The following is a 15059-nucleotide window of genomic DNA, read 5'->3' as shown; positions in this document are numbered from 1 at the left end:
CCTTGTCCCCTTTGCCGATCATGATAGAGGCCAGCGGCGTTCCACCCATGCTCACCAGTGCGGCAATTGCCGAGATACAGAGGATGACAGGTGTTGCTACGCCCATCCCTGCCAATGCATACGCACCTGTTTCTTCTATATGTCCAACAAACATCTTGTCTACCAGATTATAGAGAATATTGACCAACTGAGCCAGCACTGCCGGGATTGCCAGACGGAAGAACAGTTTTTTCATCGGCATGGAGGCCAATATATTTTCAGAATCCAGCATACCGTATCATCTCCCTAACAATGTCCCTGCATATTCATATTTCCCGTATTGTGCCGTAGTATGATTACTGATCTTTTTCCGAAATTTCTCCGCCTGGCTGTAGCTACTTTGCAACATGAGTGCCACCGACCTGATTGCAAGCCCGTATCCCAAAGGGCCTCGAATATCTTTTTCCCATTCCTCTTGATACATGACTTCACTTCCTTGTGTTCTATTTTATCCATCCGTCTGGCTTGTCACAAGTAACTATGAAATTTAATAGCTCCTATTCATTTTGTTTTAGTCCTATACTTGAAAAAAAGGATAGCATCTGGTCGATGGGACGGACGCTATCCTGATGGGATTTGAAAAGTGGCTGATGGAAAGGCTGTCTGACGGGAATTTGTGTGGATTTCCTGGTTTTCAACATCCCTTCTTCAGCCCTTTTTGTCTATTGATTAAGTTTTTTCTGGTTTGCTTCTCCCCAGGCGTATAGGCCTTCTAAGGACGGAATGAGCTGCTTGCCCAGGTCTGTCAGTTCGTACGTGACGGACGGTGGAACGGTGCCGGCGGAGTTGCGGGTTAGGAGGCCGTCGGTTTCTAGTTCTCTTAGGGCCCGGGTAAGCATGGTGTTGGTGATGCCTAGTATGCGGCGTTTTAGTTCGTTATAGTGCAGGTTGTCTTCTTGCGTGAGGTTCCAGAGGATGGGGATTTTCCATTTGGAGCCGATGAGTTCCATGGCGTAGACTATGGGGCATTGGTTTAGTGTGTCGTCTTCGTATTTGTTCATTTCTATTTCTCTTTTTAAGGAACAAAAATGTGCGTACTTGTATTTTTCTTTCCTTAAGTATAGGATAAGGATGAGAAAAATGCAAGGAGGTGTGTGGAATGACTCGGTTAATGGAGCCTGGTGAATTGGCCGGGCTGAACGTGAAGAATCATTTGGTCCGTTCGGCTACTTGGCTGGGTCTTTGCCATCCGGACGGTTCGTTGCCGCCAGAGATATATGAAATATATGGCAGGTTGGCAAAAGGTGGTGTAGGCATTATCATCACGGAGCTTACGGATGTGTGCGGGCGGAATAATGCCATTGGCAATAATATGCGTCTATACAGTGATGCGTTACTTCCTGATTACCGGAAACTTGTAGACATGGTGCACGAAGGTGGCGCGAAAATTATTCCTCAACTAAACATGTATCAATACGTACGGCCGGGAATTTTCCGCAGGATGGTTGATGTGGATGGACTGACGGCTGCTGATTTGGCAGATATCCGGGATTTGTATGTAGCTGCTGCAGTGCGGGCAAAGGAATGCGGCTTTGATGCGGTTCAGCTGCACTTGGCCTATGGCTGGCTTCTCTACCGGTTTTTAAGTCCTTATTATAATCATCGTCGTGATGAGTATGGCGGGAGTGTAGAGAACCGGTGCCGGTTGATTGTGGAAATCATCAATGGCATCAAAGAAGTGCTGCCTGCATTTCCAATTGGCACGAAGTTCAGCTTTTATGCGAAATCGAATGAGGAAATCCGGCGCCTTATGCGCCAGCAGAATGTAGCTGCTATTCCCCTTTCTGCATATTACGCTACAGAGGAATGCGCGGCCATTTGCCAGTATCTCTACGAGAATGGCCTGGATTTCATCGAGGTTTTGGGCGATCATTCACCTTGGGAACATGGAAATCACTATGATTCCTGTTATTTGCCCTTGGCTAAGGCTGTACGCGCTGTGTGCTCTATTCCCATCGTGTTGACGGGATGCAACAATAATCCGGACAGCTGGAGCAAATAATGGCTGACGATGGCATTGCATTTTTTGGTTTGAGCCGGGCGTTGATCCGGGAACCTGAGTTGCCGGTGCGTTGGACGCAGGGGGACCGGTCTCCGGCGTCTTGTATCCATTGTGATGGCTGTTATCAGACTGTGGCACATGTGTGCCGGTTTTTATGAGGAGGATATAGAATATGAAAAAGGTTAAAATTACGGTTATTAAGTGTGGCTGGAATCAGGATTTGGTCGATGCCTACGCTACGCCCGGGCTGACGCCTTGTGATTATAATACAGAAGGCATGACGTTCATCTCTAATGGCTGGCAAAAGCCCAACGGGTTGTGTGATAATGCGTGGAAATCCATGATGGAATACGTGTTTGCCTTATCCCATGGGGCCGGTAATTTCTACGACGGCGAGTTGAAAGATAAAAAAGCGTTCATCGCGTCCTGTAACGATGGCTTTCGCCCGGTAAGTTTTCTGATTGAAGTTCTCGACGAAGATGTCGTGCAGATGTTTGAGTGAGCAGCTAGGGAAAAGACCTATGTAATATCGTAACCATTTTATATCATAAATTTTGTATACTAAAATAGAGGCAGAAAGCAGCTGCCTCTATTTTCATATCCGAAAAGCGTAATTTTATTGAAAAAGAAAATTCTCTTGGTAGATGCCAGTCCGCGCAAACAGGGTAATTCTGCCGCTGTCGTAAAGCTACTGGCTAGTGATCTGAAAGACGCAGAAATCACCGTGTTTGCCATGCGCAATCAGCAGTGCCAGCCTTGTACAGCCTGTGCGGCATGTCAGGGAAAGGAAACACAGCATTGCGTCCTGCACGATGACATTACCCCTCTTCTGCCACTCATCAATACGTGTGACGCCATCGTCATGGTCACACCTATTTACAATCATCAAATTACGTCGCAAGCCAAGCTCTTCATTGAACGCTGGTATACCTTCTTCAACGTAGAAAAAAAGAATATGTCAAACATATCAAAATTTGGCAAAAAAGCCGCGCTCGTCTGTGTCTTTTGGGGCAGTCCCCGCGATACGATTGCACGCTATGCTGATTGGACAGTGCAAAATTTTAGTCAAATCGGTGCCGAACAGTTTCAAACGCTCGTCATGGATGGAATTCCCGGTCCGGGCGATGTGCTGAAACGGCCGGAATATGTGGAAAAGATTCATGAGCTGGGTAACTGGCTTGCAGACTAGAAAAAAGGGGCTGCCTTTTATAGGTCCACCATATATTGATAGCGGAACATAGCCCTATCGGCCATAGCCGGTCATCTATCATACACGGGATAGTCTTTACAGCAAATAATCTTTATTGTTATAATAAATGCATAATACTCATAATTATTAAGAAAGAATTATGAAAAGAAGGTCGTTCCTATGCATTCTCTGTCTCTATCAGTCTGTCTCCTCCTTCTTGCACTACTGCCATCTCTTTTCGTCCAATATAGAGTGTTTTTGCCGCTTTTGCCGGCTCGTGAGGTTCGTCGGCTAGGTGGGGCTTTTGTTTCCTTTTACGTGGTCTTTGCTTTCGGCGTCCTGCTGGTATTTTCCCAGGGTATCGTCGGTGTTTCCTGGATTTCTTTTAAGGATGTGTTTGCGTTGCATGCGCTTCCTTGTCTGCTTCTGGGGCTGCTATTTGTACCTTCGTACAGGCTGCAATATATATTCGTCCTGGGGATGCAGGGGCTTTTCATCGTGGCGCTTCTGACGCTCCTCCTGAACGTGGCGCTTTTCTTCGTTTCTCCCGGTATATTTTTCCACTATATTAACGCCTATCTCGTCGCCTATGCTGTGTCGTATATCGTCCTTGCGCCCGTGTTGTTGAAGTTTTTTTGCACGGTCATTACGGCGAATCATGGCGTCGATATGCTGGCATTTTGGAAATATGCGGCGTGGATTCCGGTGTTGCTCCTCCTCTATGCGGCGATTTTGGCGCATACGAATGAGCCTGTGGCCCGAGAGTATCTGGTGCCGCGGTTACTGCAGGCTTTGTTTGGGGTTTGTATTGCCATTACGATGTATCTGGGGACGCGGAAGATGAATGAGGCCATGGAGCTGAAGCGTGAGAACGCAGCACTCATGACGCAGATGGAAATGTTCGCCCATTATGCACGGCTGCTCCAGTCATCGCAGCGGCTGTTGTCGATTTACCGGCATGATACGCGGCACCAGCTGCGGCTGTTATCGAGCTTGATTCAGGAAAAGGACGATAGGGATTCCTTGGCCCTTTTGGAAACGCTAACGCAGGAGCTGGCTCATGTGCAGCCCTTTCGTTGGGGGAAAAATACGTCTATGCGAAAGTCGTTGCTGCCTTTGATTGAGGCGGCCCGGGCAGATGGGATTCATGTCATGGCAGATTTGTCATTGGCTGCACAGTTTCCTTTTGAGGCGGAGCTGGCCAAGGCAGCCGCCTGTCTCGTAAAAGCAGCGCTGACTGTGAGCCGTGGCCAGGCTGAGGCGAAGCGGTCTGTCGTCGTCATTGCCCGGCAAACGGATTCATCTGTCATGCTGCTCATTGGCAACCGGCAGGGTGAGCCGGTGGCGATGGATGAAAAGGGTCATCCCTGTGCCGGTCCCTATGCCGAGGCGCTGCCGCTGGTGCAGCAGTTTGTGACCCGTCATGAGGGGGCTGCCGGCCGGTATACGTATAAAGAGGGCTGGACGATTGTCAATTTGCGTATTCCCTGTCCGCGAGGTGACGCGCTATGATCTATATACTCGTGACGACGTGTCTGCTTACGTTATCGATTGTGCCGCCGGCGTATTTACAATATGCGTCTTTTGGCCCGTTTATTTCTCTTCGGCAGCGACGCTCGATGTATGCGGGCTACGCCCTTTGTTTTGTCGGGGAAACGCTGGTCCTCCTCTATCTTTTTTTGAGCGGCTACTGGTCTCATTGCCTGGTCATGTTCAAGCGGCTCTATATCGTGTTGTGGATTCCCTATTTTTTATGGGCGGTTTATATCATTCGTCCCTTTTATTTTCAGCATATTTATGTATTTGCCTTGCGCAGCATCTTTATGATCATGCTCCACACGCTCATGTACTACGTGTTTTATGTACTTATCCTGCTGGGGCTGTTTCCGGTGTGGGATAGCCGCTTGCTCTATCCGTTAGAGATGAGCCTGTATACCCTTAGTTATACGCTGTGTCTGCCCCTTCTGATCCGCTATTTCAATGACGTATTCCGCAACGACCATGTGCTGAGTACGCGGGGGTATTGGAAATATATCTGTGTCCTGCCGTGTTTGCTCTTTGCAGAGGCCTTATTTTTCATCACCCAGCGGGTGCCTAATGTGATTCATTTTGAAATGCTTGTGCCGCGGCTCATCATTGCCGGTGCGACAGTGCTCATCGCCTTGAGTGTCCGGGCCGGTCTGAAGCAGGTCGATGCCGTGTATCTGACGTACGAGCGCAATGACGCCTTAGCTGCGCAGATTCAGTCTAATCAGAATTACGTCCAGTCTCTGCAGGAGTCACAGACGTTGATGGAGCGGTTTTATGATAAGCGGCGGGAGTATTTGCAGAAGCTGACGGCGCTTGTGTCCCGGCAGGACTATGGAGCTGCGTTGAAGCTGATTGAGCAGATTGGACTAAAGCTGGACCAGACGAAGCGGCGGCAGTATTGCAAGAATGCTGTCGTCAATGCGGCGCTGACGACGTATCTCGATGGGGCGGCGCAAAAAGGGATTGCCGTGACGGCTCAGGCGGATATTCCTGAGTGTAGTCCGTCTTTTAGTACGGATTTGTCCATGGTCTTTTCGAATCTCATTGAAAATGCCGTCCAGGCCAGTGAAAAGCAGCCTGATGGGCGGCGTGTCCTGACGCTCCTGGCGGTCCGGCAGGCTGAAATGCTGAACATCCTCATCAAGAACCGCTTCGATGGGACGGTCGTGTTCAACGAGGATGGCCTGCCTGTGACAGAGGTTCCCGGCCACGGCATAGGGATGAAATCCCTGGCCCGTTTCCGCGACACATACCATGCCAATATCATCTGCACCTGTGAAAAAGGCTGGTTCAGCACGTATATCCGGCTGGCCTTGCCAAAAGTATAAATGAACCCTTATCGTTAAAGGACCACGTTGCTTTTTACAACGTGGTCCTTTGCTACTGCCCTGACGTGGCAGCCTTGCTTTTCCTGAACTTAGATTTACTTACATATACCCCTATTGGGGGGGGGAAGCTTAGGCTTTGTTTTGGGCGGCCATGGCTTTGAGTTCTGGTTTGAATTCTTCTACTAGTTTGGCTTCTGCTTTGGCGCCTTTTTGCAGGGCTTTGTAGATGATTTCTGCCATTTCATAGCGGGTCATGGTGCGTTCACCGTGGTATTTGCCGTCTTCGTAGCCTTGGATGATGCCGTTGCCGGCCAGGCGGGATACGGCTTCATAGGCCCAGTGGTTTTCCGGTACGTCCGGGAAGTCTTTGGAGAGGTTCGGATTGAGGACAGAGAGGAGAGCGTCCATCTGGCTTTGCAGCGTGTTGACCTTGGCTTCGAGGTCCTTGACGTATTTGTTGTTTTCGGCAAGCTGCTTATTCCGGGCTTTATTGCCACCGCGGCCGATGCGGATGGCGATGCCGCCGCCGATCATGTTGTCTTCGGAGCCGACGGTACCGGAGAAGTTGACCATGACGTTTTCATTGGGGCGATAGAAGAGGCCCAGAGCCGTAGCCGTTTCGTTCTTGTAGTTGCCTACGGCTGCTGCCACATTGAACTTGGAGTCAGCGTCGAATTCAAGGGGATGGAGGTTGGCCAGGGCCGCTGCATTGGCACCGACTTCGTTGATGCGGCTGTCCATGTTGCTCACGCGGCGGTTCGTGTCGTAGAGCTGGGAGCCGTTGACGGCATCCAGGCTGCCTGCTGAAAGTTCTCCTGCTGCGACGTTTGTAATCTTCTGGTTGTTGGCATTGATACCGTGGTCATCGATGTAGGTCTTGTTGCCGACGTTGTACGAGGCAGCGGTCATGGTGCCGGCGACGCTGGCGTTGCCACCTACGCTGAGGTCTTTGGCGACAGTGACGTTATCCTGGAAGCTGGCGGCGCCGCCTACGTCGAGGGTGCCGTCAATGGCTGCATTCTGAGTGACATGCAGGTCTTTCGTCGTGGTTGTGCCACGCACAGTAAGGTCTTTCATGACTTCTGCATAGTCCATAGTCGCTTTGCCTGTTTCGATAGTATTGCCGGAGATGGTAGTCTTCGTAATCGTGCCGTCACCGATGGCCGTATTGTGGTCTGCATTTTCAAAGGTCGTGCCGGCCGTCGTCGTCGTTACGGTCGTATTGCCGACGGCGTCCTGAATTTGCGTGCCAGCTGTGTTGGTCATGGATTCCGTTGCCATATTCACCAGGTTCTTGGCATCATTGGTGATAGTCCCCTGTTTGGCTGTCTGGGTGATGTCCTGGTTTCCTTGTGTCACGCTGGTGCCGGTATTTCCTTGTGTGACCGCAGTCTTGACGAAGCCGTTGTCGGCATCTTTCAGGATATCAATGATGTTGCCACTGACCATTTTTTCGGTCGTCGTCGTAGCAGTCTTGGCCGAAGCATTGTACTTCGTATCACTGGCCTTGAGCAGCTGTGCCGATGTATCGACGGTGCTAGTGGTATTGTTAAGCTTCGTGCCGTCCGTGATGGATGAGGCCAGGCTCTTCGCGTCTTGGTTGACAACGGTCGTATTCGTGCCGTCGCTTACAGAGGAAGCCATTTGGCCGGCCTTTTGCAGGTTGTTGGAACTATTGGTTCCATCGGTGATGTTGGTGTTGGTCTGGCCGGCGATGGTGTCGATGGTCGTCTTGGTGCTGCCATTTGTGAGCTGGGATTTTTCTTCTGCTGCACCACGGAGGTAGGAGGCGGTCTTGCCATCGGCCTGGCTCATCGTTTCTTCTGTCTGATAAGACAACTGGGTGGATGTATTGGAACCATAGTCATTGGAAACCTTGCTCACAATGGAACTCGAAGCGTCTGTTTCTACATCGCTGGCCTTGTTGGTCAGCTTGTTTGTCGCTTCGTTGGTGATGTTTGTGGCTTTCAGGCTGGTGTCGCCGGTTACGGTCGTGGTCTGATTGCCACCGATGGTGTTGGTCTGGTCCTTTGTGATTGCATTGATCTGGCTGCCGGTAACGGTATTGGTCTGGTTGCCATTGACGGTCGTGTTCTGGCTGCCGTAGGTTTCGGTCACAGCGCCCTTGACGCTTTCGATCTTGTCGCCACTGATAGTGTTGGTCTGATTGCCAGTTACCACATTAGACTGATCGCCGCCCACGTGGGTACTCTGGTCTTTGTCGATGGTGATTGACTGGCTGCCGTATTTTTCCGTGACGCTGCCTTTAACGCTTTCGGTCTTGTTGCCACTCACCGTGTTTTCCTGATTCCCTGTTACGTTGTTGGTCTGGTTGCCGCCTACAGAAGTTTTCTGATCTGTCTTGACGTTGGTAATTTGAGCATTGAAGTTTTCTGTTTCCGTGCCTTTGACGTTGACCGTGCGGTTACCAGATACTGTATTGGTTTGATCGTTAGCCACGTAATGGAGTTCATTTCCACTTACCTTGGTTTCGAGGTCAGATTTATAGATTTCTGTGACCTTACCGGTTACGGTTTCTGTCAGTGTGCCGGTGACTTCGGTACTCATATTGCCACCTACTGTAGTCGTCAGATTTTCGCCGATGTTATTGGTCATGTTTTCTGATGTCGTGTTGGTGATATTTTTCGCGTTGTTGCTGAGGGTTTCCGAAGCGATGTTGGCAATGTTCTTAGCATCGTTTGTAAGGGTTCCGGTCTTTGCCGTATTCGTGATATTGCCAGAAGCCGTGTTTTCGATGGTTTTGGCAGTATTGGAGATGGTGCCGTTCTCGGCTGTGTTGGAAATATTTCCAGCGGTCGACGTATTAGTAATGTCATTCACGGCTTCATTGGAAATGGTATCCGAGGCTTGATTGACCAATGTTTTCGCATCATTGGTAATGATCCCTTGTTTTGCTGTATTAGTGATATTTTCAGCCGTCTGCGTGGTAGATGTCGAATTGTCACCGTCTTTTACTTCGCTGGTGATAGTATCTACCTTCTGATCTACCTTGGAGAAGGTCGTATCGGATGTATTCAGCTGATTGAGGATGTTATCGATGCGTTGTCTGAAGGTCGATGTCTGTTCATTTGCATCATTTGTAATGACGTTGCTGGATTCTGCAGCATCCATCTTGTCTACGTTTCGGATTGTTCCGTTGGAGGCCGTTTCGGTCTTTCCTTTTTCCGTTAACGTAGAGGTACTGGTATACGTTTTTCCATCGGTGAGATCTATTTTGCTGTTTACAGACGTCACATTACCACCGTTGATTTCCGTATAATTGTTTTCATCCAGTTTACTGGTAATGGTATCGGCATTGAATTCGCCGTTGACGGTCAAATCTTCTGCTACTGTCAAATCTCCGCCGATGGTGGCATCGCCGGTAGTTTTCAGAGTTCCGGCTTCTACGGCGCCAGTGGTTTTTATCGTACCAGAGCCTACGTCTAAGCCCGTGCCGGTAATCTGGCCGCCAGAGATGTCGCCGGTGCCCACGTTCAAGCTTTTGCCTGTAATGTCTCCTGTAACAGCCAGGTCGCCGCCTACGGAAGCACCGTTGGTTACTGTCAGGGAATCTGTCTTCGTGTTGCCAGTAGTTTCCATGCTACCTGCCGTCACTTTATTGGTTACATTCATACTGTCGGCGGAAACATTGCCTGTAAAGGTGCCGCTGCCTGCACTGACAGAGCCACTGCCTACATTGACTGACGTGCCTGTGATAGCACCGCCAGAGATAGCTCCTCCCTGGGTATTCAGGCTTGTAGCAGTGATGCCTGTAGCCGTGATATTCTTTGTGCTCAAATCGCCTGTTGATGTAATATCATGGGCGTTGATATTGCCAGACGTATTCAGGTTGCCTCCGGTCAGGGTAGCTGTCCCGTCGGTCAGTGTCGTGCCGGTGACAGTGCCGCCTGTCATGGAAGCTCCTGCTCCATCAGTAACTGTTCCGCCTTTAATGGTGCCGCTGGCCGTAAGGTCTTTGACGCCGGTCACATTGCCGTCTGCATCGATGTTTACTTTACCGATGGCACCGGAAGCTGCGGTCACTTTGCCAGCAGTATCTACCGTGAAAGCTCCGTCCGCACCTTTGATGCTGCCGTCCGCATTGAGGGCGGCTTTGGCTAAAGCAGCCGTATCACCGCCGGCGTAGAAGCCGTTGGCATCCTGTACGGTGCTGTTCAGGCCCACTTTGATGCCATTTTGGCTGAGGGTAATCTGATTGGCTGCGCCTTGGTTCATGATTAGCGTAGTGGCAGCTGCTTTCGATGTCGTAACGGTCCCGTCTGCTCCTACACTGGTGGTGTTTTTCTGCAGTACATTGTCATCATTAATGGCAAGGCCGCCGTTGACGGCACTAGCCAAGGTGGTGTCGGCTGCTACTCTGGCGGTGGTTTCTGCCTGGATTTTGGTATCGAGGGCCGCATCAGCTTCCTGCCGGCTCTTTGCTTCCGTTGCATCAGCCTGATTCAAGGCAGTGAACCCATTTGCCATATTTGTGTTGATGGCAGTAACACTCTCTACCAGGGTGTTATTGACCTGCTGGATGACCTGATCCTGTGCCGCATCTGCACCGATCCGGGCTGCTGTTTCCTGTGCCAGGGCTGCATCAAGATTGGTCACGTTTTCTCCAATAGTTTTATCTGCTTTAACAACGGCTCCATCTTGTACTGCTGCATCATTTTTGTTCACATAATCGGCAGCTGTTTGCTCTTCTAAATACTTCTTCACATTTGTAATGCGCGTATCCAAGGCTGTATCCGCAGCTACGCGTTCGGTATTTTCCGTATAGAGCTGCGTATCCAGAGTATTCAGGTTCGTGCCTAAATAATCTTCCTCCTTGATGTAATATCCGTCATTCAGGGAATATTCCTTAATGCCATTTGCATCAATGGTAGTGGTATGTCCCGTATTGCCCTGTTTCAGTATAATCTGTGGATTTGAGCTATCCGGTGTCATATTGATTGTGCTTACATTAACTGTGGATGTGGTAATCTGGTTGTCCTCAATGGTGGTCAACCCGTCACCGCCATGTACTTGAATGGAATCGTTACCGATTGTGGTTCCACCATATTTATCCGTTGCAGTGACCGTAATTTGGCCATCTTCGATATTGGTTGACCCGTCGTTACCTGAGACACTTAGTGAATCTTTAATCTTATCCTGCTTGCCGTCCAATTCCGTCTTCGTGGCATAGGTATCCGCGATATCATTCCCGTCTCCATCCTTATCTGCTTTTATGGCTGCTGCGACTTTTCCGTTTTCATCGACAGTTGCCTTCGTCGCCAGTTCTGTGGTCAATTCATCCTTTGTGGCATACGTAGCCGCCACCGTTGCTGTATCTGCCTTCAAAGCCAGTTTATTGTCCAATGCTGTGTCTGCAGCCTTGCGGGCAGTTTCCTCTGCTTCAATGGCAGTGTTAAGGGTTGAGTCCGCATTCTTGCGCGCTGTTGCTTCTATTGTATCCGCATTCTTGCGCGCTGTTGCTTCTGTTGTAATAGAAGTTTTAAGGGCTGAGTCTGCATTCTTGCGCGCCGTTGCTTCTGTTGCAATAGAATTTTTAAGGGTTGAATCCGCATTCTGGCGATTCGTTGTTTCTGTAGCTAATTCATTATCTACTTCTGTTGTGGTATACACCGTTGCTGTTCCACTTGTCGGTTCGGTCGTCGCTACCGTGACGGATGCCCAGGCATTCCCGCCACCGGCGAGTGTAAGTGCTACGGCCAGGGTAGCTACAGAGGTCACGGCGGCTCGTCTTGCTTTGCGGCCTGTGCTGTTTGCCTTGGTCTGGCCTTTTGCTAATTCGGAAACTACGATGTAGCAATTTCTCGTTTTACTCCATATGACTTTGAATATCTTATTCATAATTTCACTCCCTTTTTGTATAAAAACTTATACATCCCCCTAAATTTGCGTACAAAAATAAGAACCTATAAAAAGCCTGTTTTTTTCTGGTTTTTTATACTTCTTTTTTAAAGATGAATTTGAAATATTCTTCTTGGAATTGGCGATATTTCCGTCTAGCTAACGGAATCTGATAGTCTTGGATTTCGATGTAATCGCTTTTGATGACGTGGATGGCTGCCAGATTGACGATATAGCCTTTGCCCGGTGAGATGAACTGGCCGGGAGAGATGGAATCGAGTGTCGCGACTAGTTGTGACAAGGCCAGACGTGTTTCTAGTGCCGAGCCATCACGGACGTAGACCTTTTGGATATGGCCCTTGCTTTCTACAAAGAGGATATCGTTGATTTCTTCCACCTGTATGCCGCCACCTATGAGACGGAAAATGATCTTTTTGCTATGACGCTGGCGGATGCTCTCCATGACCCGGTCCATAGCCTGATCGAACTGTTTTTGTGTGAATGGTTTCACGATATAATGCGCGGCTTGAACGCTAAACGCATCGACGGCAAATTCGTCGCTCGTTGAAAGAAATATGATTTCAGCCCGGCTCTTTTGGTTTCTCATTTCTGCTGCCACATCTGTGCCTAGCATACCGGGCATACAGATGTCGAGCAGTACGATATCGAAGTTTCCACCTTCCTCAAATGCGTCCAGAAACATCATGGCGTTATCATATTGAGAAATTTCGATTTCGTACGTACTATCTGCAAAATAAGAACGTACGGCTTTTTCCATAATTTCCAACTGTTCCCGTACGTCGTCACAAAGGGCAATCCTCAGCATAGTACCCCCTCCTTTCGCTATAGACTATATTATTAGATTCCTTTATTCCCTTCTGTAATTGTATTATATCATGTTATATTTCCTTTTAAGATTTCCTGTCCTAAAACGTACATTTTTTGTCGTGAAATTCCGTTTTTGGTATTGGCATAGGTGTGATATGATGCTATGAAAAGCAAAAAAGCCCCCCAGACCGTGACATGTATTGCGGTCTGGGGGGAGCGCGTAAAGAAATTCGATCCGACCTGCGTTGTGTGCCACCTTGTCTGGTGGGAAATTCTGTATCAACGGTACAGCTCGCTCTTTCCCCGGCTAATGCCGGAATCTTCCCGGCCGGGAAGGGAAAGGTTGTAGCGGTATCAGCTCTTTACAAAAACTGGGCCATGTACATGGGCAGGTAGGTCAGGTTCTCTTCTTTTTGAAGGTCCTTGGTATAGACGACGTAGGGAGCGAGGAGGAACTGGGAGTATTTGTTGCAGAATGCGTCCAGGGAAGCATGTCTGCGGTAGCCTGATGATTTCACTTCGATGGGACAGATTTTGTTTTGCCGGGCCAGGAGGAAGTCGATTTCGTAGGCGTTTTTGGTTTCGCCATAGTGGAAGGTAGTGTAATAGAGCTGGTCCCCTTTGGCGGCGAGGGTTTGGGCCATGATGTTTTCGTACAGGTAGCCCAGGTTGGCCGGGAGTTTGTCGCTTAATAGTTTTTTATAGATGTCATTTTCCGTGAAGTCTTTGTCTTTGAAGGCCAATGTCGTGAAGAGGCCTGTGTCGGCGAGGAAAAGCTTGAAGCGTGTCAGATCCCGCGTGACAGCCATGCCGGGACCCGGATCATTGACGTGGTACGATACGAGGACGGTGCGGGAGTCTTTCAATTCAGCTATATCCGTCAGAACATCCGCAGGTCTTGCCGATGGCACGATATTAGAAACGTAGTAGCGATTATAATTTTTTGCTAGCTGTGCAGGAATTGCGTCAAATAGCAAGGACAGTCTGCCTGTACTATCTATTTTTCGGAAATCATCTTCATATAATTCAATAATTTCCCGTTTTTGTCTATCAACTTGTTCAAAATTATTGCTTTCTAAGTACGTAGCGACAGCCTGGGGCATGCCGCCGACGAGCATGTAGAGGCGGAAGTAGCGCATGAGTTTACGATGAGCGCCTTCTCCCGCTGCTTTTTGGGCCGTAAAAAGCTGGTTCAATAAGGGCACGGTGACTTCGTCGCCTTGGGCCCAAAGGAATTCTTCGTAGTCCATGGGATACATGTAGATACGGTGTTCTTCGCTGGGGATAAGGATGTGCTGGACGTTTTTCTTGATGGAAATGAGGGAGCCTGTCTCGATATAGTCGTAGCGGTGGTCCTTGACGAGGCTTTTGATGGCTTGCCGGGCCAAGGGACAGAGCTGTACTTCGTCAAAGATGATGAGTGATTGGCGCGTGTGCAGCTGGACATGGTATTGGAGCTGCAACTGCAGAAAAATGTAATTGAGATCCGACAGGTCTTCAAAGAGTGCAAGGATATCCGGCGCACACGTGGAAAAGTCGATGAGAATGTAGCTCTGGTATTCGCTTTTGGCAAATTCTTCTACGATGGTGGATTTGCCGACACGGCGTGGTCCTTCGATGAGCAAGGCCGATTTTCCTTGGGATTCGTCTTTCCATTTTTTCAGTGATTGGTATATTTTTCGTTTAAACAACATGGACGCCTCCTTTTCCGTCTTTTCTCTTATTGTACAGGTCTTGCCAGAAATCGTCAATTTATAGAAGCAGTTTTACTGCAAAATAAGGAAATTTAAAATGCCGTTTTACCACAAAATCAGGAAATTTTAAACAATACTTTACCACTGTATCATAAAATACAAAAAACTCCGGCAGACCATGGTGTGATCTGCTGGAGCTGGTAAATAGGTCCTCGCCGGAAAGTACCGGTTGGTCAACAACAATACTATCATTCTGACTTTTTAGCTACATAGCGGTTCCATTTGCTCTCTATCTGCTTCAGGTTTATGGGCGCACTGTATCCGGTTAGAGCCACGTTCTTGTTCGGGTATAGCTCTTTGATTTCGTCAGGGATGTCATAATATTCATCTTTCTCAGCATCATAGAGGTAGGGATGATAGTACCAATAATCTGTGCCGTCGAGTATGGAATAGGCGAATAACGCTGGATCGAACAGAGGAACTTCGCCACTGATATGAGCATATTCAATAACACAGATGTGGCCCATGTTCCCAGTGACCTCCAGAGAGCCGTAGCTTGGGAACCGGAGTCTAGTTTTCGCTCCGTCTTT

The 15059-nt window shown here is 48.9% G+C and carries 10 protein-coding genes and 2 pseudogenes; 5 read left to right on the top strand and 7 right to left on the bottom strand.

Annotated elements, in window-relative coordinates; translation table 11 throughout:
- Positions 1–7 precede the first annotated feature (7 nt).
- From PGX44_RS07975 to PGX44_RS07965, 3 genes and pseudogenes are all read right to left on the bottom strand, one after another.
- Positions 8–235: pseudogene (locus PGX44_RS07975) on the bottom strand (MATE family efflux transporter); the annotation flags it as partial.
- A 42-nt stretch (positions 236–277) separates the two neighbouring features.
- Positions 278–463, bottom strand: coding sequence for a hypothetical protein (locus tag PGX44_RS07970; RefSeq protein WP_498854950.1), 186 nt, complete (start codon positions 461–463; stop codon positions 278–280).
- A gap of 238 nt (positions 464–701) precedes the next feature.
- On the bottom strand, positions 702–1040 hold the full coding sequence (locus tag PGX44_RS07965) for a winged helix-turn-helix transcriptional regulator (protein ID WP_289001576.1): 339 nt from the start codon (positions 1038–1040) through the stop codon (positions 702–704).
- A 98-nt stretch (positions 1041–1138) separates the two neighbouring features.
- Here PGX44_RS07965 and PGX44_RS07960 point away from each other — a divergent pair, with 98 nt between their 5' ends.
- From PGX44_RS07960 to PGX44_RS07940, 5 genes are all read left to right on the top strand, one after another.
- Entirely contained in the window at positions 1139–2041 is a 903-nt protein-coding gene (locus tag PGX44_RS07960; RefSeq protein WP_498854949.1) for an NADH:flavin oxidoreductase, read from the top strand.
- A gap of 172 nt (positions 2042–2213) precedes the next feature.
- A complete protein-coding gene (locus tag PGX44_RS07955) occupies positions 2214–2543 on the top strand; it encodes a TIGR04076 family protein (protein WP_498854948.1) in 330 nt (109 codons plus the stop codon).
- A 117-nt stretch (positions 2544–2660) separates the two neighbouring features.
- Positions 2661–3230, top strand: coding sequence for a flavodoxin family protein (locus PGX44_RS07950; RefSeq protein ID WP_498854947.1), 570 nt, complete (start codon positions 2661–2663; stop codon positions 3228–3230).
- Positions 3231–3728: 498 nt separating this feature from the next.
- Positions 3729–4742 carry a hypothetical protein gene (locus PGX44_RS07945; RefSeq protein ID WP_498854946.1) on the top strand — a complete coding sequence of 338 codons (1014 nt, stop codon included), beginning with the start codon at positions 3729–3731 and terminating at the stop codon, positions 4740–4742.
- Positions 4739–6088, top strand: coding sequence for a GHKL domain-containing protein (locus PGX44_RS07940; RefSeq protein WP_498854945.1), 1350 nt, complete (start codon positions 4739–4741; stop codon positions 6086–6088). Before PGX44_RS07945 ends, PGX44_RS07940 begins: the two co-directional genes overlap by 4 nt.
- 129 nt (positions 6089–6217) lie before the next feature.
- Here the strand turns inward: PGX44_RS07940 and PGX44_RS07935 are convergent, their stop codons facing one another.
- The 4 genes and pseudogenes from PGX44_RS07935 to PGX44_RS07920 form a co-directional block, all read right to left on the bottom strand.
- Positions 6218–11947 (bottom strand): ESPR-type extended signal peptide-containing protein, encoded by a 5730-nt coding sequence (locus PGX44_RS07935; RefSeq protein WP_498854944.1) that lies wholly within the window; start codon positions 11945–11947, stop codon positions 6218–6220.
- Between the two features lie 94 nt (positions 11948–12041).
- Complete coding sequence (locus PGX44_RS07930) at positions 12042–12773, bottom strand: LytR/AlgR family response regulator transcription factor (RefSeq protein WP_498854943.1); 732 nt, start codon at positions 12771–12773, stop codon at positions 12042–12044.
- A gap of 364 nt (positions 12774–13137) precedes the next feature.
- Positions 13138–14469 (bottom strand): ATP-binding protein, encoded by a 1332-nt coding sequence (locus PGX44_RS07925; RefSeq protein WP_498854942.1) that lies wholly within the window; start codon positions 14467–14469, stop codon positions 13138–13140.
- A gap of 248 nt (positions 14470–14717) precedes the next feature.
- A pseudogene (locus PGX44_RS07920) lies at positions 14718–15059 on the bottom strand (hypothetical protein); the annotation flags it as partial.

This window comes from Caecibacter sp. AF58-12pH5A (assembly GCF_027681725.1).
Lineage (GTDB): Bacteria > Bacillota > Negativicutes > Veillonellales > Megasphaeraceae > Megasphaera > Megasphaera hominis.
This window is presented reverse-complemented; position numbering and strand designations above follow the sequence as displayed.

Bases quoted from the DNA above. Each gene is read 5' to 3' on its own strand.
- PGX44_RS07925 (WP_498854942.1), bottom strand. From the start codon at position 14,469: ATGTTGTTTAAACGAAAAATATACCAATCACTGAAAAAATGGAAAGAC.
- PGX44_RS07960 (WP_498854949.1), top strand. From the start codon at position 1,139: ATGACTCGGTTAATGGAGCCTGGTGAATTGGCCGGGCTGAACGTGAAG.
- PGX44_RS07940 (WP_498854945.1), top strand. From the start codon at position 4,739: ATGATCTATATACTCGTGACGACGTGTCTGCTTACGTTATCGATTGTG.
- PGX44_RS07965 (WP_289001576.1), bottom strand. From the start codon at position 1,040: ATGAACAAATACGAAGACGACACACTAAACCAATGCCCCATAGTCTAC.
- PGX44_RS07935 (WP_498854944.1), bottom strand. From the start codon at position 11,947: ATGAATAAGATATTCAAAGTCATATGGAGTAAAACGAGAAATTGCTAC.
- PGX44_RS07955 (WP_498854948.1), top strand. From the start codon at position 2,214: ATGAAAAAGGTTAAAATTACGGTTATTAAGTGTGGCTGGAATCAGGAT.
- PGX44_RS07930 (WP_498854943.1), bottom strand. From the start codon at position 12,773: ATGCTGAGGATTGCCCTTTGTGACGACGTACGGGAACAGTTGGAAATT.
- PGX44_RS07970 (WP_498854950.1), bottom strand. From the start codon at position 463: ATGTATCAAGAGGAATGGGAAAAAGATATTCGAGGCCCTTTGGGATAC.